This is a genomic window from Vibrio sp. SCSIO 43097 (genome assembly GCF_023650755.1).
Taxonomy (GTDB): domain Bacteria; phylum Pseudomonadota; class Gammaproteobacteria; order Enterobacterales; family Vibrionaceae; genus Vibrio; species Vibrio alginolyticus.
In genome coordinates, this window is record NZ_CP071840.1 from 821,417 (window position 1) to 839,834 (window position 18,418).

20 protein-coding genes are annotated in these 18,418 nt (G+C 44.0%); 14 read left to right on the forward strand and 6 right to left on the reverse strand.

The genetic code is table 11. The annotated features are described in order from the left end of the window. Positions 1 to 87: 87 nt before the first annotated feature. Positions 88 to 933, reverse strand: a complete 846-nt coding sequence (locus J4N40_RS03885; protein WP_005391741.1) for a nucleoside-specific channel-forming Tsx family protein — start codon at positions 931 to 933, stop codon at positions 88 to 90. A 323-nt stretch (positions 934 to 1,256) separates the two neighbouring features. Here J4N40_RS03885 and J4N40_RS03890 point away from each other — a divergent pair, with 323 nt between their 5' ends. Genes J4N40_RS03890 through J4N40_RS03905 form a run of 4 tightly spaced genes read left to right on the forward strand, consistent with a single transcriptional unit; the run spans position 1,257 to position 4,493 of the window. Next, the gene (locus J4N40_RS03890; RefSeq protein ID WP_017636020.1) at positions 1,257 to 1,853 is read left to right on the forward strand and encodes an LON peptidase substrate-binding domain-containing protein; all 597 of its coding nucleotides are present in this window, start codon (positions 1,257 to 1,259) and stop codon (positions 1,851 to 1,853) included. Beyond that, positions 1,850 to 3,208, forward strand: coding sequence for a DUF4397 domain-containing protein (locus tag J4N40_RS03895; RefSeq protein ID WP_171343211.1), 1,359 nt, complete (start codon positions 1,850 to 1,852; stop codon positions 3,206 to 3,208). Before J4N40_RS03890 ends, J4N40_RS03895 begins: the two co-directional genes overlap by 4 nt. A 44-nt stretch (positions 3,209 to 3,252) precedes the next feature. Next, positions 3,253 to 3,837 carry an RNA polymerase sigma factor gene (locus J4N40_RS03900; protein WP_005380255.1) on the forward strand — a complete coding sequence of 195 codons (585 nt, stop codon included), beginning with the start codon at positions 3,253 to 3,255 and terminating at the stop codon, positions 3,835 to 3,837. After that, positions 3,834 to 4,493, forward strand: a complete 660-nt coding sequence (locus J4N40_RS03905) for a ChrR family anti-sigma-E factor (protein WP_171343212.1) — start codon at positions 3,834 to 3,836, stop codon at positions 4,491 to 4,493. Before J4N40_RS03900 ends, J4N40_RS03905 begins: the two co-directional genes overlap by 4 nt. Before the next feature lie 63 nt (positions 4,494 to 4,556). Here the strand turns inward: J4N40_RS03905 and J4N40_RS03910 are convergent, their stop codons facing one another. From J4N40_RS03910 to J4N40_RS03925, 4 genes are all read right to left on the reverse strand, one after another. Next, positions 4,557 to 5,909 carry an AmpG family muropeptide MFS transporter gene (locus J4N40_RS03910; RefSeq protein WP_005380257.1) on the reverse strand — a complete coding sequence of 451 codons (1,353 nt, stop codon included), beginning with the start codon at positions 5,907 to 5,909 and terminating at the stop codon, positions 4,557 to 4,559. Between the two features lie 71 nt (positions 5,910 to 5,980). After that, positions 5,981 to 6,526, reverse strand: a complete 546-nt coding sequence (locus tag J4N40_RS03915) for a peptidylprolyl isomerase (protein ID WP_005380258.1) — start codon at positions 6,524 to 6,526, stop codon at positions 5,981 to 5,983. After that, positions 6,526 to 7,095 carry a YajG family lipoprotein gene (locus J4N40_RS03920; RefSeq protein WP_005380259.1) on the reverse strand — a complete coding sequence of 190 codons (570 nt, stop codon included), beginning with the start codon at positions 7,093 to 7,095 and terminating at the stop codon, positions 6,526 to 6,528. The genes J4N40_RS03915 and J4N40_RS03920 overlap by 1 nt, the downstream gene beginning before the upstream one ends. A gap of 32 nt (positions 7,096 to 7,127) precedes the next feature. Continuing rightward, complete coding sequence (locus tag J4N40_RS03925; RefSeq protein ID WP_171343213.1) at positions 7,128 to 8,282, reverse strand: methyltransferase; 1,155 nt, start codon at positions 8,280 to 8,282, stop codon at positions 7,128 to 7,130. 243 nt (positions 8,283 to 8,525) lie between these two features. Between J4N40_RS03925 and bolA the strand changes: the two genes are divergently transcribed. The 9 genes from bolA to nqrM all read left to right on the forward strand — a co-directional run bounded on the left by bolA (position 8,526) and on the right by nqrM (position 16,569). Continuing rightward, positions 8,526 to 8,834 carry a transcriptional regulator BolA gene (bolA, locus tag J4N40_RS03930; RefSeq protein ID WP_005380262.1) on the forward strand — a complete coding sequence of 103 codons (309 nt, stop codon included), beginning with the start codon at positions 8,526 to 8,528 and terminating at the stop codon, positions 8,832 to 8,834. A 473-nt stretch (positions 8,835 to 9,307) separates the two neighbouring features. Beyond that, positions 9,308 to 10,648, forward strand: coding sequence for a Na(+)-translocating NADH-quinone reductase subunit A (locus J4N40_RS03935; RefSeq protein WP_005380264.1), 1,341 nt, complete (start codon positions 9,308 to 9,310; stop codon positions 10,646 to 10,648). A 5-nt stretch (positions 10,649 to 10,653) separates the two neighbouring features. Continuing rightward, complete coding sequence (locus J4N40_RS03940; RefSeq protein WP_005380265.1) at positions 10,654 to 11,898, forward strand: NADH:ubiquinone reductase (Na(+)-transporting) subunit B; 1,245 nt, start codon at positions 10,654 to 10,656, stop codon at positions 11,896 to 11,898. After that, the gene (locus J4N40_RS03945) at positions 11,888 to 12,658 is read left to right on the forward strand and encodes a Na(+)-translocating NADH-quinone reductase subunit C (RefSeq protein ID WP_005380267.1); all 771 of its coding nucleotides are present in this window, start codon (positions 11,888 to 11,890) and stop codon (positions 12,656 to 12,658) included. The genes J4N40_RS03940 and J4N40_RS03945 overlap by 11 nt, the downstream gene beginning before the upstream one ends. Continuing rightward, positions 12,658 to 13,290, forward strand: coding sequence for an NADH:ubiquinone reductase (Na(+)-transporting) subunit D (locus J4N40_RS03950; RefSeq protein WP_005380269.1), 633 nt, complete (start codon positions 12,658 to 12,660; stop codon positions 13,288 to 13,290). The genes J4N40_RS03945 and J4N40_RS03950 overlap by 1 nt, the downstream gene beginning before the upstream one ends. A 7-nt stretch (positions 13,291 to 13,297) precedes the next feature. Continuing rightward, entirely contained in the window at positions 13,298 to 13,894 is a 597-nt protein-coding gene (gene nqrE / locus J4N40_RS03955) for an NADH:ubiquinone reductase (Na(+)-transporting) subunit E (RefSeq protein ID WP_005380270.1), read from the forward strand. A 33-nt stretch (positions 13,895 to 13,927) separates the two neighbouring features. Next, positions 13,928 to 15,151, forward strand: a complete 1,224-nt coding sequence (nqrF, locus tag J4N40_RS03960) for an NADH:ubiquinone reductase (Na(+)-transporting) subunit F (protein ID WP_005380271.1) — start codon at positions 13,928 to 13,930, stop codon at positions 15,149 to 15,151. Between the two features lie 157 nt (positions 15,152 to 15,308). Beyond that, positions 15,309 to 16,313 (forward strand): FAD:protein FMN transferase, encoded by a 1,005-nt coding sequence (locus tag J4N40_RS03965; RefSeq protein ID WP_005380272.1) that lies wholly within the window; start codon positions 15,309 to 15,311, stop codon positions 16,311 to 16,313. Between the two features lie 22 nt (positions 16,314 to 16,335). Next, entirely contained in the window at positions 16,336 to 16,569 is a 234-nt protein-coding gene (gene nqrM, locus J4N40_RS03970; RefSeq protein WP_005380273.1) for a (Na+)-NQR maturation NqrM, read from the forward strand. A gap of 158 nt (positions 16,570 to 16,727) precedes the next feature. On the opposite strand, the gene J4N40_RS03975 is transcribed toward nqrM, so the two are convergent. Beyond that, complete coding sequence (locus J4N40_RS03975; protein WP_171345836.1) at positions 16,728 to 17,945, reverse strand: response regulator; 1,218 nt, start codon at positions 17,943 to 17,945, stop codon at positions 16,728 to 16,730. A 187-nt stretch (positions 17,946 to 18,132) separates the two neighbouring features. Here J4N40_RS03975 and J4N40_RS03980 point away from each other — a divergent pair, with 187 nt between their 5' ends. Continuing rightward, positions 18,133 to 18,366, forward strand: coding sequence for a DUF2789 domain-containing protein (locus tag J4N40_RS03980; RefSeq protein WP_005380277.1), 234 nt, complete (start codon positions 18,133 to 18,135; stop codon positions 18,364 to 18,366). Positions 18,367 to 18,418: the final 52 nt, after the last annotated feature.

Here is an 18,418-nt window from a genome sequence, read left to right on the forward strand (position 1 = left end):
TTTGCTGCAAGGATAATGAGGGAAAAAAGGAAAGCAAATAAAAATGGCGCCGAAAGGCGCCATTTTTGAGCAAACTTAGTGGTTCAATTAGAACTTGTAAGTTACAGCTAGGTAGTGGCTTACACCAGTCGATTCTAGCTCAACACCTGGAGCGACTTGTAGACCGTCTTTTACGCCATATACTTCTTTGTATGCTTTCAGGCCGTAACCAACCGCGAAGCGATCTGAGTGCCAGTAAATGCCGTTGAACATTGCACCACCGTTTGACGCGGTAGTACCAAATTTGTTACCAGCATCATCATCCATACCGAATTGGTAATCAATGTAACCTTGGTAAGAAATGAATGAACCATTGTCGAAGAAGTAGAATGGTTTGAACCAGTTAGTCGAGATTTGGAAACCGTTCCAACCTTTGTTGTTGCCATCGTAAGTGCTGTACAGGTTTAGGCCGATTTTACCTAACCAAGGAACCATTACATCAGAACCTAAACCGATTTTCTGGTTGTTTACACCACCGTTGTTACCGCCCCATTCCATTAGAGATGCAATGTATAGCTCTTGAACTGGACCGAAAGATAGGTCTTTACCAGTTACGGCATCTAGAGACATACGTGGTGCAAATTTCATGAACATCTTGTCAGGAGCGCCGTTCTCAATTGACTTATCTTGGTTATCTTTAGTCGCTAGGTTAAATACGTCTACGTAACCGTATAGGTCGAAAATACCAGAGCGACCGCCAAATTCCATTTCTAGGTAATCGTGAGCGTTGTCGTCAGCGCCTTTAACTCGTGGCATTTCATCAATTGAGTACATGTAGTTGAACTGCATCCACTTGTAATCGTTTTTGTGGATATCGCCGTCAGAGTAATCTGCCGCCATAACTGGAGCTGAAGTAGCCGCTAGAAGGCTAAGAGCTAAAAGTGATTTACGCATAAGGGGACTCTCTATGTTTGTAATGATTCAGAACACGCAATCTATGCTGCGCTTTCCAATTGGCGGGAATAATAGCGATAAAAATCCCAAATGAAAGTGATAAAGGGTGCAAAATTGAACGTTTTTGGTGAGTTGCGTCACGAAATTATCTTTATTTACGGAACTTTTTGTTTGTTGCATTTGATTGCAATAAATATGTGATTTGGATCGTTTGCGTAAGCGATTTTATGACTTTTTAAGCCAGTCGATTAACCAACATAAATCGTTAGTGATCGGAGTGATAAGGGATTCGTATGTATCCGTGAATCAAAGAGGACGTTTGAATGAAAGAAGTCATGTTATTCCCACTCACTTCAGTTGTACTCCCTGAAGGTAAAATGAATCTGCGCATTTTTGAGCCACGATATAAGCGAATGGTAAAGGAATGCAGCCTACAAAATGTGGGCTTTGGAGTTTGCCTAGTAGGAAGTGAAGGTGACCCTAAAGACGTGGGTAACGTTTCATCTATCGGAACTTTGGTCAGGATCGTTGATTTTGAAACACTCAGTGATGGCCTTCTTGGTATTACAGTTGCTGGTGAGCAACGCTTTGTTGTCAAACGCGTCCGTGCAGATGCGGATGGCTTACGTCATGCAGAGGTTGAATGGTTAGACAATTGGCAACATCTAGACAACTCACCAGATTTCTTCTTTTTAAGCCAGCAGTTATCCCATGTTTATGAAGAGTTTCCTCAACTTGGAAGCCTCTACCAGCATCGTTTTTACGATGACTCTGCTTGGGTTACTCAGCGTTGGCTTGAGTTACTACCCCTAGACTGCAATCTGTTCGAACAGCTAGTCGGCGCAGAGGACTGTATTCCTGCGTTGCAATTTCTGACAGAAGCCATAGAAGCCCCGACTAACAAAGAGGCAAGGATATGAAAGGATTTAATAAAGCTGCGCTAACTATTGTTGCGACATTAGGACTGGCGGCGTGTGGCTCCGACAGTGACACTATCGAGTATTCTAATTTACAAGCAGTGCACGCGTCTTCTGATGCGCCGCTCGCAAATGTGTGGATCAACGATAAACCATCATTAACGAATGTTGATTATGGTGTGGGATCTGGCTACGTTAAATTGCGAGAGGGGATGAATTCGATTCAGGTCGATGTTCAGCTCCCAGGTAATGAAACCGCGACCGTAATACCTAAAACAGAACTAGATCTTGATTCCGACCTCAATTATAACGTGTTCGTTGTTGGCGATGCCGATGGTTCGCCAAACCCAGTTGAGCCTTTAGTTGTGACTCGCAGCTCCGATTCAATGGCTGATGCCAATAGTTTAGATGTTCAAGTTGTTCATGCAGCTTCAGGCGTTCCTGCTGTTGATCTTTATGTCACTGAGCCAGGTGTTGCTCTTGCTAGCGCGACTCCAATAACTAACCTTGCTTACAAAGCTTCTACCGACGTATTGAACATCCCAGCTGGTGAGTATCAAGTTCGACTTGCCGTAGGAGACAGCGTTGCTTTTGACTCCGGCACAGTACCTCTTGCGGCTAATTCCAACTTGACGATTGCCGCTATCGGCACAGGAGATTCGAATAGCACGTCACCTGTCAAACTCTTGGTGTTGGACGGTTCGGGCTCTTCTATAATTGAAGATATGGGCAGCCAAGCTGAAGTAAGAGTCGGACACCTTGTCGATGGAGCGCCAGTCGTCGATGTTAACGTTAACGGGGCGGCCTTCGCTCCTCTTGCCGACTTAGCGTTCAAAGAGATTCGTGGTTATTTGGATCTTGCTGCTGGCGCTTACGATATTGACGTTTACGTGGATGGCACAACAACCAATCCGATCATAGATGTTGACGGGTTAATGGTTGCAGGTGGAATGGATTACAGTGTTTATGCAGTCGGTGTTGTTAGCCCAGCGATTGATATCGAAGCTCTGGTTGTTGAAGATATGAGACGCGCTGTGGCGACTAGCGCGACATTGAATGTGACACACGCTGCGGCTAATCCTATAGCGGAAATGGTGGATATTTACCTCACTACGAGTGCAGGAATAGATGGAAGTGATCCAACTATTGCTAATTTTGCGTATAAAAATAGCGTACAAGGATTATATGTCGCTGAAGGTACATATTATGTAACGGTAACAGTGGCTGGTAACCCAAGTATTGTTGCGGTTGACTCAGCACCAGTCAATGTAATGAACGGTGTTGTGTACCAAGTCGTTGCCATTGATGATGGGAACAACGGTGGTTTCAACTTGTTGGTCGATGACGTGACCGATTAGGACGAATGGGAGGAGGAGACTCCTCCCACAAATTAAGGCCGATTATGATGAGTGATAGCCCGAAAAAACTGGGGCGCAGTGATTGGAACGATTACATGGATAAAGTGAAGGCTCGAGACAAAGATGCGTTCGCTTTTGTATTCCGTTTTTACGCACCCAAGCTGAAGCAATTCGCTTACAAACATGTTGGTAATGAGCAAGTTGCTATGGAGATGGTGCAAGAGACCATGGCGACAGTTTGGCAGAAAGCGCACCTCTATGATGGTGAAAAGAGCGCGTTATCGACTTGGATATATACCATAATTCGAAACCTTTGTTTTGATTTGCTGAGAAAACAGAAAGGTAAGGAATTACACATTCATTCTGATGACATTTGGCCGTCAGAGTATTATCCACCTGATCTTGTTGATCACTATTCACCAGAACAAGATATGTTGAAAGAACAGGTGGTTAAGTTTTTAGATATTTTACCGAAAAACCAGAGAGATGTTTTACAAGCGGTATATCTTGAAGAGCTACCTCATCAACAGGTCGCGGAATTATTTGATATACCCCTCGGTACTGTAAAATCCAGGCTGAGGCTTGCAGTAGAAAAGCTAAGGCATTCAATGCATACGGAGCAACTATGAACAAACACCCAGATAACAGCTTGTTAGAAGCATACGCTTCGGGAAGCATTGATGCGGTTTCTGGTCTTGTGGTCGCAACCCATTTAGAAACATGCACCAAGTGCCGAGCTTATGTGAACCAAGTCGAAGCAAGTCAAGCGAACATCGTAAGTGACATACCTTCTGAGTATGTTTCTGAATTTGACGACATGTTTAATGACATCATCAATGCGGAGCCAGCGACTGATAATATCGTGATCCGCGACTCTGCTGCTGTTAATGTCGCAGGAAAAAGTTTCGCTCTTCCTAAAACCTTAGCGCGTTTCTCTGACCTCGTAGGGTCATGGAGAAGTTACGGAGGCAAGGTTTTTAGTGCTCAGATTGACCTAGGGGAAGACGCTCGTGTCAGCTTAATGTACATCGGGGAAGATGTGCAAATTCCTCAACATACGCACAAAGGCCAGGAGTCTACATTGATCCTGCATGGCGGATTTAGTGACGAGGATGGCCAATATGAAGAGGGCGATTTGATGATTAGAGACGCATCAGTGAAGCACAGCCCTTACACTAAGGCCGGAGAAGACTGCTTGTGTTTAACCGTATTGACTGAGCCGATGATCTTTACTCAAGGCGTGGCACGTATATTTAATATGTTTGGTAAAGGGTTATACCCATAGACCTCTTATCTTATATCTCGCAAAACAAAAACCACCGAATTCGGTGGTTTTTTATATGTTTCGTTAATGCTTGTGACGTGCTTTTTCCAATAGAGCATCAAAGTAATGTCGTAGCGAGTACAACATAATCAAGCTTGGCACGACCATGACAGCGGTAAGCACGAAGAATGTGCTCCAATCATTAAGATAATCCACTAGCTCGCCACTGAAAGAAGCAAGAGTCGTCCGTCCGAAGTTTCCTAGAGAAGCAAGCAACGCATACTGAGTTGCCGAAAATGCTTGTCCGGTTAGAATCGTCAAAAATGAAACAAAAGCGACAGTTGAGAAAGCAGTCGTAAAGTTATCGACAATAATCGTGGCTAAGTACAAGTGCTCGTTTGGGCCTACCGAAGCAATCCAAGCAAACATCAAGTTACTGGCAGACATAGCAATACCACCGATCATTAATCCACGTACAATACCAAACCTAACGTTGAACATGCTTCCGACAAAAGTAAAGAAGATGGTGGCTCCCCAACCAATCAGTTTGGAGTAATAGCCAATTTGTTCATTGCTAAAACCAATATCTTTGTAGAACGCGATCGACATCCTGCCCAAAAACGCTTCGCCAATTTTAAATAGGAAAACGAACAGCAACAGAGTAATCGCGACACGGACACCATTGCGATTAAAGAAATCAAGGAAAGGTTCCACAACAGTCACGGTAAACCAAGCTACGACTTTCGAACCAACCACTTCTTTGTGGCGTTGTTCAGCGGCAGACTGAAGTTGTTCGCGTTGAGTCTTAGGTTCACCGACTAAAATCGTAAAGACCATTAGAATGCCGACTATCACCGCCATCCCGTAATACACACCATTCCAACCGACACTGTCAGCATTAACAAACGCTAAATAACCCGGTAGTGAATAACCTGTCCACCAGCCAATGACCGCCATTGCAGAAGCTTGAGGCAGTTTAGACTCTTCTGACTTTGGGAAAGTATCAATACGAAAAGCATCAATTGCGATGTCTTGTGTCGCTGAAGCCGTTGCAATACACAAGGCGAGTAGTGACGCAAACACCAAGTTTTCCGCTGGATTAACACCGGCAATAAATAGGGTAGCGACGAGTACGATACTTTGACAAAAGAAAATCCAGCTACGTCTTTGCCCCAGCAGTCTAAAGAGGACTGGCAGCTTCACGCGGTCAACCAGAGGTGCCCACAGAAAGTTGATCGCATAGACCGCAAAAACGCTACCAAAATAGCCAATTGCGGAGAGGGTCAAGCCGGCATCTTTTAGCCAACCTGACATGTTTGAACCGATAAGAACCCACGGAAAGCCGCTAGAGCAGCCCAGCATGAAAACCCACATGAGTCGTTTATCGAGGTAACTTTTTACCGTTTCCAACCAAGTGATGGAAGGTAATGAAGACATAAATCAATCCAATAAAATGAAGCCGTTGAAAGAGAAAGCCCTTCGATTATTCAAAGGGCTTATCGTTTTGGCTATTTAAGTAGTGTAGCTTTGGTGATGACGATTTGCGTCTCTGGTACATCACGCATTCGGCCTACCGTCGTGGTCGGCTGCTGAGCCATTTTCTGGATAACGTCGAACCCCTCAGTAACCTCACCAAATACAGCATAACCTGGTGGTCGAGCGCCATAGTTGAGAAAGTCATTGTCGACTAAGTTGACGAAAAACTGACGAGTTGCAGAGTTTGGTGCATTGGTTCGTGCCATGGCGATGGTAGCACGGTCATTGTTTAGACCATTATTTCCTTCGTTTTTGATTGGCGCGTATGTTTTCACCATCTGCATATCTTGGTTAAAGCCGCCACCTTGTGCCATGAAGCCTGGGATAATACGATGAAAAATAGTACCCTCGTAGCTCCCATCTTCTACATATTTTAGAAAATTAGCGACAGTGATAGGTGCTTTCTCTTCGTTTAACTCAACCGTAAATGAACCAAGTGTTGTTTCAAACGCTACTTTTGGTCCAGCCCAAACGCTGCAGCTGAGTAGTGCTAAGGACAGAATCGCTTTGCGTAACATTAGAAACGCTCCTGCATGTATTGACGAAGCTCAGGGTCATTGGCAATCTCTTTAAGCGTCAATGTCACCACATCATTCAATGTCTCTTCAATATCGGCATCAGAAGCACTCAATGTGCCAGATCGCTTTGCTGTACCTGTATAAGTTTTGACTAGCTTGCCCTCAGGTGTCTCTGCTGTGATTTCCAGCACAACTTTAGCATCCATCTCATTTTCCATCACCGAATGCTTCACGTTGACCAACGCTTCTTGAACGCTCAATTCAATCGCGTTATTGCTGTTTAGATCCGCATGGAAACCTTGAGATGAGAATTGCTTCTCTAATGCTTCTTCTAACGCAATACGTAAATTCTGTTTAGCATGAAGAGGAAGAATGTTCGAACGGCCGTTATCCACCAACGCCACGTACTGCGCTGCACGTACATCTTTGCTGGTCAAACTGTAAGTCTTGCCTTGAACAATTGGATTGGTGCTCAATGTGCTTTCTGGCATCAGGTTCAGCTGAGGTTGTTGAGGGGCTGAACACGCAGCAAGCAACGCAACCGAAGCCGCAAGTACCAATTTTCTCATTTTATTATTCCTTTTAACTATTTTGCTAAAGCTTATTTTGCGCTTAATTTAGCAGGATTTTTTGTAGCCTGTAAAATCACAAACTTATTGTTGGAAGCGATAAGTTTCACATTTTTATCGCCAAACAGACGTTTGAGTTTTGCGTCGTACCCGAGGTGACGATTTCCGATAACCAGTAAACGGCCATTTTCACTTAATACTTGTTTAGCATCGCAGAACATTTGCCAAGCAATATGATCGGTGATTGCCTGTTGTTGATGAAACGGTGGATTACACATAACCATAGAGCTGCTGCTGTGTTTAAAACCGTCCAAGCAATTGTTCGCTATGCACTGTATGTCTCTATTTTCACCAAGGTTGTCGAGTAGGTTCTGTTTTGCCGACTCAAGCGCCATAAAGCTTTCATCAACACATGTTAGCCGAGTATTTGGATTCAACTGACCAAATTTAACAGACAAAACACCATTGCCGCAGCCGAGGTCGATGACATTGTCTATCGAAGGGTCTTGAGGCAGGTGCTGCAGCATAAAGCGTGCACCTAAATCTAAACTTTCTCCTGAATAGACATTTGGCATGTTCTTGAGTTCGATATCTTCGCCATCAACGCGCCAAGTCGTGAAAGGCATTACTTCAATCGGAGGCTCAACTGTTGCTTGAGAAAACACCAATCTGTGCTTTTTCCAGGCCAAAGATGTTTTTGTTTCGCCTAAGTATTTTTCAAACAGTTTTAGCGTCGAAGTATGAATGTCTTTCGCTTTATTGACTGCAATGACGGGGCAGGAAGCCGGTAGCGCCTTTCTTAATTGGCTTAGTATCCACACTAGATGGCGGTTACTTTTGGGCAGTTGCAGCAAGACGAGATCAATATTGGCAGGAACGAGGTCCATCGTGGTGGCAAACGCTACTTTATTGCACTGGTTTTGCTCGAGATTTTGCTGTGCACCTTTATGTGAGATGAATGAATCACTCATTAGCGTTACATGGTGCTTTTCCGAAAACCAGCAGGAGAGGGCACCAAAGCTGTCATTAATCACGAGGATGTTTTGATTGTCTGGCAAAGCAAGCTCTTCAACATGATTAATAAGATACTCATCACCGGCATCCCACGCTTGTAGCGTTTCGTTACTACGTTTTGGGAAACGATGAAGTGTTAAGCTTCGCTCGTGAAGGTTCAGTTCGGTTTTCATAGCTAAATGTAAGTTGATTTAGAAATTAAGTGTTATTGTCGCAAATGATGACGTGTCGAGATACAAAAAGCTGTCAAATTTTACGAGTTCAGTGATGGCTGCTCTTTAGACATGTTCGTGGAGTCAAGCGCCTTGAGACAATATGTCTACAAAGTGCGTCAATAATGAGAGTGACGTTTGAGTGATGCATGTCTGCTTTACTTAGGTATATACTTATGGAATTCGCATCAATGAGGAACGAATATGATCCAAGAAATCATAGAGAAGAAACTACACAGTGAGCTGCAACCCAGCTATCTCAAAGTCATTAATGAGAGCTACATGCATAATGTGCCACCAGGCTCAGAGAGTCATTTCAAAGTGATTGTTGTGAGTGATTCGTTCGCGGGACAGCGTTTGATTGGGCGCCATCGTCAAGTTCATCAAATTTTGGCAGATGAACTGGATAACCACATTCATGCATTAGCTATTCATACATACACTGATGAAGAGTGGAAGCGTGAACAAGATGGCGCCCCTGATAGCCCGATGTGTATGGGTGGCGGTCACTAAAAACGCAAGATATAAAGGTGCAGAGAAAGGTGGCTTAAGGCCATCTTTTTTCGTTTTACATTCTTTAGGGACGTTAACGTGGCACAAATTCTGGTTAAAAAATGTGTTAACAGTGTTTCAACAAATGAATGGAAATTGCAGAATATTTCAGGCGATGAATATCACTTTTCCATAAGATATGTATGGAATATGGCATTTGTGCGATGGGTCAAAGTTATGACTATTCTTTGACCTTTTAGACCTGATTCTACCGAAATAACCCCTCTATTCTAATGATTGATCATGGCATCAAGTTCCTAAAAAATGCTAGACTACGGCACCTGATAAATCTCGCGTATTCCTTGTGACGAGATTTTTAATAGGATGTTGCGATTTTGATGTTTAAAACAACATCAAAACCGGACACTGATGTCGTGTCTAAAAGTTACGCAATCAAAAGAATCTTTTTCCCGATAAAAGTAGTGCAAGTGCGTATGATTACAATAAAGAAGGGCTTGGATCTTCCTATCGCAGGAACTCCATCCCAGGTGATTAATGATGGTAAGACCATCAAAAAAGTCGCCTTGCTTGGCGAAGAGTACGTTGGCATGCGACCTACCATGCATGTCCGCGTTGGTGATGAAGTGAAAAAAGCGCAAGTTCTTTTTGAAGATAAAAAGAACCCAGGCGTGAAATTTACTGCACCAGCAGCCGGTAAAGTGATCGAAGTTAACCGTGGCGCTAAACGTGTCCTTCAATCTGTAGTGATTGAAGTGGCAGGTGAAGAGCAGGTGACATTTGATAAGTTCGAAGCCGCTCAACTTTCAGGTCTAGATCGTGAAGTGATCAAGACTCAGTTGGTTGACTCTGGCTTATGGACCGCTTTACGTACTCGTCCGTTTAGCAAGGTTCCTGCAATCGAGTCTTCTACTAAGGCTATTTTCGTAACTGCAATGGATACTAATCCACTAGCAGCTAAGCCTGAGTTGATCATTAATGAGCAACAAGAAGCATTCATTGCTGGTCTAGACATTCTTTCAGCCCTGACAGAAGGCAAGGTTTACGTATGTAAATCTGGCACTAGCTTGCCACGCTCTTCACAGTCTAACGTAGAAGAACACGTCTTCGATGGCCCTCACCCAGCAGGTCTTGCTGGCACCCACATGCATTTCCTATACCCAGTAAATGCAGAGAATGTGGCATGGAGCATCAACTACCAAGACGTTATCGCGTTCGGTAAGCTGTTCCTAACTGGTGAGCTATGCACAGATCGTGTTGTGTCTCTAGCTGGCCCAGTTGTGAATAACCCTCGTCTAGTTCGTACCGTAATGGGTGCAAGCTTAGATGACCTAACAGATAACGAGCTGATGCCTGGCGAAGTTCGTGTGATCTCTGGTTCAGTACTAACAGGTACACATGCAACTGGTCCACACGCATACCTTGGCCGTTACCATCAACAGGTTTCTGTATTACGTGAAGGCCGTGAAAAAGAACTATTTGGCTGGGCAATGCCTGGTAAGAATAAGTTCTCGGTAACTCGCTCTTTCCTTGGTCACGTATTCAAAGGTCAGTTGTTCAATATGACAACGACGACCAATGGTAGTGATCGTTCAATGGTTCCAATTGGCAACTACGAACGCGTAATGCCTCTAGATATGGAGCCTACTTTGCTGCTTCGTGATCTATGTGCCGGCGACACAGACAGTGCTCAAGCACTGGGTGCGCTTGAACTGGATGAAGAAGATCTAGCATTGTGTACCTTTGTATGTCCAGGTAAGTACGAGTACGGTACGTTACTTCGTGAATGCCTAGATACTATCGAGAAGGAAGGGTAATTTTCATGGCTCTTAAAAAGTTTCTTGAAGACATCGAGCATCATTTTGAGCCTGGTGGCAAACACGAAAAATGGTTTGCCCTGTACGAAGCTGTAGCAACAGTTTTTTACACCCCAGGTATCGTAACAAATAAAAGCTCGCACGTTCGTGATAGCGTTGACCTAAAACGTATCATGATCATGGTTTGGTTTGCGGTATTCCCAGCAATGTTCTGGGGTATGTACAACGCAGGTGGCCAAGCTATTGCAGCACTTAACCACATGTACGCTGGTGACCAACTAGCGACAGTTATCGCAGGTAACTGGCACTACTGGCTAACAGAAATGCTTGGCGGCACTATCGGTGCGGAAGCGGGTGTTGGCAGTAAGATGCTACTAGGTGCGACTTACTTCCTGCCAATCTACGCAACAGTATTTATTGTTGGTGGCTTCTGGGAAGTGTTGTTCTGTATGGTGCGTAAACACGAAGTTAACGAAGGTTTCTTTGTAACTTCTATCTTATTCGCACTTATCGTTCCACCAACGCTACCTCTATGGCAAGCGGCACTAGGTATCACATTTGGTGTTGTTGTAGCAAAAGAGATCTTCGGTGGTACAGGTCGTAACTTCCTTAACCCTGCACTTGCAGGTCGTGCATTTCTATTCTTCGCTTACCCAGCACAAATTTCGGGTGACGTAGTATGGACTGCAGCTGACGGCTTCTCTGGTGCAACTGCTCTTAGCCAATGGGCTCAAGGTGGTAACGGTGCTCTAGTTAACACAGTAACTGGCGCTCCTATCACTTGGATGGACGCGTTCATCGGTAACATCCCTGGCTCTATTGGTGAAGTATCGACTCTAGCTCTAATGATCGGTGCAGCGATGATCGTTTACATGCGAATCGCTTCATGGCGCATCATTGCGGGTGTGATGATCGGTATGATCGCAGTATCGACTCTGTTTAACGTGATCGGTTCTGACACTAATCCAATGTTTAATATGCCATGGCACTGGCACCTAGTTCTAGGTGGTTTTGCATTCGGTATGTTCTTCATGGCAACGGACCCAGTATCAGCGTCATTTACTAGCAAAGGTAAATGGTGGTACGGCATCCTGATTGGTGCAATGTGTGTGATGATCCGTGTAGTTAACCCAGCGTACCCAGAAGGTATGATGCTGGCGATTCTATTCGCGAACCTATTCGCACCTCTGTTCGACCATGTAGTGATTGAGAAGAACATCAAGCGGAGACTAGCACGCTATGGCAAGTAATAACGACAGCATTAAAAAGACGCTGGGTGTTGTTATCGGGTTGAGCCTTGTTTGTTCAATCATCGTATCAACAGCAGCAGTAGGTCTGCGTGATAAGCAAAAAGCTAACGCTGTCCTAGATAAGCAATCAAAGATCGTTGAAGTTGCAGGCATTGACGCAAACGGTAAGAAAGTACCAGAGCTATTTGCTGAGTACATCGAACCTCGTCTAGTAGACCTTGAAACAGGTAACTTTACTGAGGGTAATGCATCTACGTACGATCAACGTGAAGCATCAAAAGATGCAGAACGTTCAATCGCATTGACACCAGAAGAAGACGTAGCTGATATCCGTCGTCGCGCGAATACAGCAGTGGTGTACCTTGTAAAAGATCAAGATGAAGTCCAAAAAGTTATCCTGCCTATGCACGGTAAAGGACTATGGTCGATGATGTATGCCTTTGTAGCCGTTGAAACTGATGGTAACACTGTGTCTGCTATTACTTACTACGAGCAAGGTGAAACTCCTGGACTTGGTGGTGAAGTAGAGAACCCTTCATGGCGCGATCAATTCATTGGCAAGAAATTGTACAATGAAGATCACCAGCCAGCGATTAAGGTCGTGAAAGGCGGCGCACCGCAAGGTTCTGAGCACGGTGTTGATGGCCTATCAGGAGCGACGCTCACTAGTAATGGTGTTCAACACACATTTGACTTCTGGTTAGGTGATATGGGCTTTGGTCCTTTCCTAGCAAAAGTTCGTGACGGAGAACTTAACTAATGTCTAGTGCACAAAACGTTAAAAAGAGCATCCTAGCGCCAGTGTTGGATAACAACCCAATCGCGCTACAAGTTCTTGGTGTATGTTCTGCTCTTGCAGTAACAACTAAACTAGAAACAGCTTTTGTAATGACACTAGCGGTAACATTTGTAACTGCGTTGTCTAACTTCTCTGTTTCATTGATCCGTAACCACATTCCTAACAGTGTGCGTATCATCGTTCAGATGGCAATCATCGCATCGTTAGTAATCGTGGTAGACCAAGTGCTAAAAGCTTACCTATACGATATCTCTAAACAGTTATCTGTATTCGTTGGTCTGATTATCACTAACTGTATCGTAATGGGTCGTGCTGAAGCATTCGCAATGAAGTCTGCGCCAGTACCATCTCTTATTGACGGTATTGGTAACGGTCTAGGTTACGGCTTCGTTCTTATCACTGTAGGTTTCTTCCGTGAGCTATTTGGCTCAGGCAAACTATTTGGTCTAGAAGTTCTACCTCTAGTGAGCAACGGTGGTTGGTACCAGCCTAACGGCCTAATGCTACTAGCACCATCAGCATTCTTCCTAATCGGCTTCCTTATCTGGGTAATCCGTATTCTGAAACCAGAACAAGTAGAAGCGAAGGAGTAAGGACGTCATGGAACATTACATTAGTCTGTTAGTTAAATCGATTTTCATCGAAAACATGGCTCTGTCTTTCTTCCTAGGTATGTGTACTTTCCTTGCCGTATCTAAGAAGGTTAAGACCTCTTTCGGCCTAGGTGTTGCAGTTGTGGTAGTTCTGACTATCGCTGTTCCTGTGAACAACCTGGTATACAACCTAGTTCTGAGAGAGAACGCGTTAGTTGAGGGCGTGGACCTTAGCTTCCTAAACTTCATCACCTTTATCGGTGTAATTGCAGCACTTGTACAGATTCTAGAGATGGTCCTAGACCGTTTCTTCCCACCTTTGTACAACGCGCTAGGCATCTTCCTACCGCTGATCACAGTAAACTGTGCAATCTTCGGTGGTGTATCTTTCATGGTACAACGTGACTACAACTTTGCTGAATCGATCGTTTACGGTTTCGGCTCTGGTGTGGGCTGGATGCTAGCAATCGTTGCTCTTGCAGGTATCCGTGAGAAGATGAAGTACTCTGACGTACCTCCAGGTCTACGTGGTCTTGGTATCACATTTATCACTGTAGGTCTTATGGCGTTAGGCTTTATGTCTTTCTCTGGTGTTCAACTGTAAGTCGGGTAAACCGCAACAATTAAGGAATAGTCAATGGACATTATTCTTGGTGTAGTGATGTTTACTCTGATCGTACTAGCACTAGTACTAGTGATTCTTTTCGCTAAGTCTAAGCTTGTACCAACAGGTGACATTACAATTTCTGTGAACGATGACCCTTCTCTGGCGATCGTTACACAACCAGGTGGTAAGCTACTGAGTGCTCTAGCAGGTGCTGGCGTATTCGTATCTTCTGCTTGTGGTGGCGGTGGCTCATGTGGTCAGTGTCGCGTAAAAGTTAAATCAGGTGGTGGCGACATCCTACCAACCGAGCTTGACCATATTACTAAAGGTGAAGCGCGTGAAGGTGAGCGTCTAGCGTGTCAGGTTGCAATGAAAACTGACATGGATATCGAGCTTCCTGAAGAAATCTTCGGCGTTAAGAAGTGGGAATGTACTGTTATCTCTAACGATAACAAAGCGACATTCATCAAAGAGCTTAAGCTACAAATTCCAGATGGCGAATCAGTACCTTTCCGTGCTGGTGGTTACATCCAGATTGAAGCTCCTGCTCACCACGTGAAATACGCAGACTACGATATTCCTGAGGAATACCGTGAAGACTGGGAGAAGTTCAACCTTTTCCGTTACGAGTCTAAAGTTAATGAAGAGACCATTCGTGCATACTCTATGGCTAACTACCCAGAAGAGCACGGTATCATCATGCTTAACGTTCGTATCGCAACTCCGCCGCCGAACAACCCAGACGTACCACCAGGCATCATGTCTTCGTACATCTGGTCTCTAAAAGAAGGCGACAAGTGTACTATTTCTGGTCCATTTGGTGAGTTCTTTGCGAAAGATACAGATGCAGAAATGGTATTCGTTGGTGGTGGTGCTGGTATGGCTCCAATGCGCTCACACATCTTCGACCAACTTAAGCGTCTGCACTCTAAGCGTAAGATGTCTTTCTGGTACGGCGCACGTTCTAAGCGTGAAATGTTCTACGTAGAAGACTTCGATATGCTACAAGCTGAGAATGACAACTTCGTATGGCACTGTGCACTGTCTGATCCACTTCCAGAAGATAACTGGGATGGTTACACTGGCTTTATTCACAACGTTCTTTACGAGAACTACCTACGTGATCACGAAGCGCCAGAAGACTGTGAATACTACATGTGTGGTCCACCTATGATGAACGCTGCTGTAATCGGCATGCTAAAAGATCTAGGTGTAGAGGATGAAAACATCCTACTAGATGACTTCGGTGGTTAATTCCTCCAAGTGATTGAATCTATGGCTAGCTCTCCAAGAGAGCTAGCCATTATTTTTTATAGACATAAAACTGATACTCAACAGTTGATATAGGTAATCGGATTGAAAGGATTGATCCTATTTCCCATATCAATTCAACAACATTGGGAGTTAACAAGTGAAAAAGTGGCTTGTTGCATTTGCTTCTCTATTGATTTTGGCTGGCTGTGAGCAGCCTGCCGATCAAATTCATTTAAGTGGCCCTACCATGGGGACTTCTTACAACATCAAGTATATCGAGCAAGATGGTATTCCAACGCCAAAAGCGATGCAGACAGAAATTGATCGCTTATTGGAAGAGGTTAATGACCAAATGTCGACCTATCGTGACGACTCAGAGTTAAGTCGTTTTAATCAGCATCAAACGAGCGAGCCATTTACAGTTTCGACACAAACTGCAACGGTAGTGAAAGAAGCAATTCGCCTTAACGGTCTTACTTTAGGTGCATTGGATGTGACGGTCGGCCCTCTAGTTAACCTGTGGGGGTTTGGTCCAGAAGCTCGTCCAGATGTAGTTCCAACCGATGAAGAACTCGCTGCTCGCAAAGCAAATACCGGTATTCACCACCTATCTGTTGATGGTAATACACTGTCCAAAGACCTTCCTAACTTGTACGTCGACCTATCGACGATTGCGAAAGGTTGGGGGGTTGACGTGGTTGCTGACTACCTTCAATCTGAAGGGGTACAGAACTTTATGGTCGAAGTTGGCGGTGAAATGCGTCTCAAAGGTGTCAATCGTGAAGGTGTGCCTTGGCGTATCGCAATTGAAAAACCGACCGTTGATGAACGTTCAATTCAAGAAATTATTGAACCAGGCGACATGGCAATTGCAACAAGTGGTGACTATCGTAATTACTTTGAGAGTAATGGTGTGAGATACTCTCATATTATTAATCCACGAACAGGCAAACCAATTCATCATAAAGTGGTGTCTGTAACGGTATTAGATAAATCGTCGATGACTGCTGATGGTCTTGCAACTGGTCTTATGGTGCTAGGTGAAGACAAAGGCATGGCAATTGCGAACGAAAATAATATTCCTGTTTTCATGATTGTGAAAACGGAAGATGGTTTTAAAGAGTTGGCTTCGGAAGCATACAAGCCATTCATGAAGAAATAACAACAGAAGTGAGCATGTTTTTATGAATACATTTCTAATTACCTTTGCTGTGTTTGTCGCGGTAATCACTGCAATGGCTGTCGGATACATTTTCCAAAAGAAAGTCGTGAAAGGTAGCTGTGGTGGCTTAGGGGCAGTTGGCATCGAAAAAGTGTGTAATTGTCCAGAACCCTGCGATGCGCGTAAAAAACGTGAAGCGCGCGAGGCTGCGCGTGCTGAGAAATTGGCGGCGTGGGAAAAAGATAGAATTGCTTAGTATTGGTTAATCGTACTAAGAAAGTGATAAAGCTCAGCGTTCTGCTGAGCTTTATTTTTAGGCAGCTAACCAAAGCTCAGATGTCCGAGAAAGAGCCCAATACCGTGTTTTGTTGTTTCTTTCTCTCATGTTACAGAGCAAGACCACACTGATAGTCATTAGGACGAAGAAATGATTTGGTTACGTCCGTTCTCTTTGGCCATGTAAAGTCGCTCATCCGCCACTTTTATTTGTTGTTCCAGCTCCCCCTCGATGTTGCTTACACCAATACTCGCGGTCACAAGAATGTTTTTGTCCAAATAAGTTATTGGCGTTTTTTCTATGCGCTGTCTCATTTGTTCTAAGCGTGTTAGAAAGCCGTCATAGTCGCCACTGGCTTGAATACAAAACTCCTCGCCACCAAGCCTAGCGACAATATCATTTGGAAAATAGATTTTTAGAATATTCGCTATCATGACTAACACTGCATCGCCGCCCTCATGTCCGTGTGTATCATTTACTTGCTTAAAGAAATCGATATCAAGCATCGCGATGTTTCTTTGAGCGTTTTCTACATGGGGTTGCTCAAACAGAAAGCGGCGGTTCCATAAGCCCGTTAGCGCATCTTGATTGGCCATTTTAAACAGTTCAGATGTTGCGTCTTTGATATCTAACAGTTGGTGAATACGGCAAAAAAATTCTTCTTGATTAAATGGCTTGTATAAAAAGTCATTGGCCCCTGCTTTTAGAAACCTAGCCGTCATGGTCTTAGAGTTACTACCCGACAAGCCGAGAATGGCTAATTGATTTTTATCCCACTTCCGACGTAATTCACGCACCATAGTAATGCCATCTTTAACGGGCATATCATGGTCGGTTAAAACGAGAGTGATATCTGGATTTTGCTCGACAAGCTCTAGGGCTTTTTGCCCATTGTCAGCTTCCAACGTCTGAATATATTGATGCTCCAAAAGTTGGGCAATGTGTCTTCTTACGGTGTGTGAATCATCAACGACTAAACATTTGTGTTGTTGATTGTTGGTTAGTCGCTTGAGGAGTGGTAATAGATAGGAAACGGACGCCATGCTGTCTTTCAAAATATAGTCGAGGACACCTTTTGCAAGCATCTTTTCGCGAGTGTCTTCTTGAAATCGAGCCGTTAAAACAATGACACGATGACCATGTTCCAAAACGAGGTCAATAATCTCGCCATCTTGAGCATCCGGTAAACAATAGTCTAAAACCGCACAGAAGAGGTCCTGTGCTGAAGATAACAAGTTCTTTGCCTCCGCGTAGCTTTCCGCTGCGATGACCTCATAACCAACTTGGCTTATTGTTTGGCAAAGAAAGTTTTTAAATGCACGACTATCTTCAACAACCAGAATCTTATTACTCAAGCGCAGTCCCCAAAATTAATTGTTTAAAATCAATGATAACTAAAATTAAACTTATCGCCATCAAAAAACACATGTCAACCAAAAGTAGAACAACTACTCAAATGTTTGACACGCATCCGTTAACATCACATCATTATTCCTGTCTTAGTTATATAATTATGTTTAGCTAACGTAGGGAGAAAGTAGTATGGAAATGCATCAACATGGTATGGCTGAGCTATTTCAACAACTGGGCCTCGGTAGCTCTCCTCAAGAAATGAAAGATTTTATTAATCAACATCGACACAAAAGAGATTCTGCGCCTTTACATGAAGCTAGCTTTTGGACGATGTCACAGGCGAACTTTCTAAAACAAGCCATCGAAGAAGATGCAGATTGGGCCGAATTGGTCGATCAATTGGACGTAATGCTTCGAGATTGACGTTCGCTTAAACACGCCCATTTCTCTTCAGGTAGATTTGATTTATACTGTT

What these genes read in the sequence shown, in the direction of transcription:
- J4N40_RS03885 (WP_005391741.1), bottom strand. Translation starts at nt 933, where the DNA reads ATGCGTAAATCACTTTTAGCTCTTAGCCTTCTAGCGGCTACTTCAGCT.
- J4N40_RS03890 (WP_017636020.1), top strand. Translation starts at nt 1,257, where the DNA reads ATGAAAGAAGTCATGTTATTCCCACTCACTTCAGTTGTACTCCCTGAA.
- J4N40_RS03895 (WP_171343211.1), top strand. Translation starts at nt 1,850, where the DNA reads ATGAAAGGATTTAATAAAGCTGCGCTAACTATTGTTGCGACATTAGGA.
- J4N40_RS03900 (WP_005380255.1), top strand. Translation starts at nt 3,253, where the DNA reads ATGATGAGTGATAGCCCGAAAAAACTGGGGCGCAGTGATTGGAACGAT.
- J4N40_RS03905 (WP_171343212.1), top strand. Translation starts at nt 3,834, where the DNA reads ATGAACAAACACCCAGATAACAGCTTGTTAGAAGCATACGCTTCGGGA.
- J4N40_RS03910 (WP_005380257.1), bottom strand. Translation starts at nt 5,909, where the DNA reads ATGTCTTCATTACCTTCCATCACTTGGTTGGAAACGGTAAAAAGTTAC.
- J4N40_RS03915 (WP_005380258.1), bottom strand. Translation starts at nt 6,526, where the DNA reads ATGTTACGCAAAGCGATTCTGTCCTTAGCACTACTCAGCTGCAGCGTT.
- J4N40_RS03920 (WP_005380259.1), bottom strand. Translation starts at nt 7,095, where the DNA reads ATGAGAAAATTGGTACTTGCGGCTTCGGTTGCGTTGCTTGCTGCGTGT.
- J4N40_RS03925 (WP_171343213.1), bottom strand. Translation starts at nt 8,282, where the DNA reads ATGAAAACCGAACTGAACCTTCACGAGCGAAGCTTAACACTTCATCGT.
- bolA (WP_005380262.1), top strand. Translation starts at nt 8,526, where the DNA reads ATGATCCAAGAAATCATAGAGAAGAAACTACACAGTGAGCTGCAACCC.
- J4N40_RS03935 (WP_005380264.1), top strand. Translation starts at nt 9,308, where the DNA reads ATGATTACAATAAAGAAGGGCTTGGATCTTCCTATCGCAGGAACTCCA.
- J4N40_RS03940 (WP_005380265.1), top strand. Translation starts at nt 10,654, where the DNA reads ATGGCTCTTAAAAAGTTTCTTGAAGACATCGAGCATCATTTTGAGCCT.
- J4N40_RS03945 (WP_005380267.1), top strand. Translation starts at nt 11,888, where the DNA reads ATGGCAAGTAATAACGACAGCATTAAAAAGACGCTGGGTGTTGTTATC.
- J4N40_RS03950 (WP_005380269.1), top strand. Translation starts at nt 12,658, where the DNA reads ATGTCTAGTGCACAAAACGTTAAAAAGAGCATCCTAGCGCCAGTGTTG.
- nqrE (WP_005380270.1), top strand. Translation starts at nt 13,298, where the DNA reads ATGGAACATTACATTAGTCTGTTAGTTAAATCGATTTTCATCGAAAAC.
- nqrF (WP_005380271.1), top strand. Translation starts at nt 13,928, where the DNA reads ATGGACATTATTCTTGGTGTAGTGATGTTTACTCTGATCGTACTAGCA.
- nqrM (WP_005380273.1), top strand. Translation starts at nt 16,336, where the DNA reads ATGAATACATTTCTAATTACCTTTGCTGTGTTTGTCGCGGTAATCACT.
- J4N40_RS03980 (WP_005380277.1), top strand. Translation starts at nt 18,133, where the DNA reads ATGGAAATGCATCAACATGGTATGGCTGAGCTATTTCAACAACTGGGC.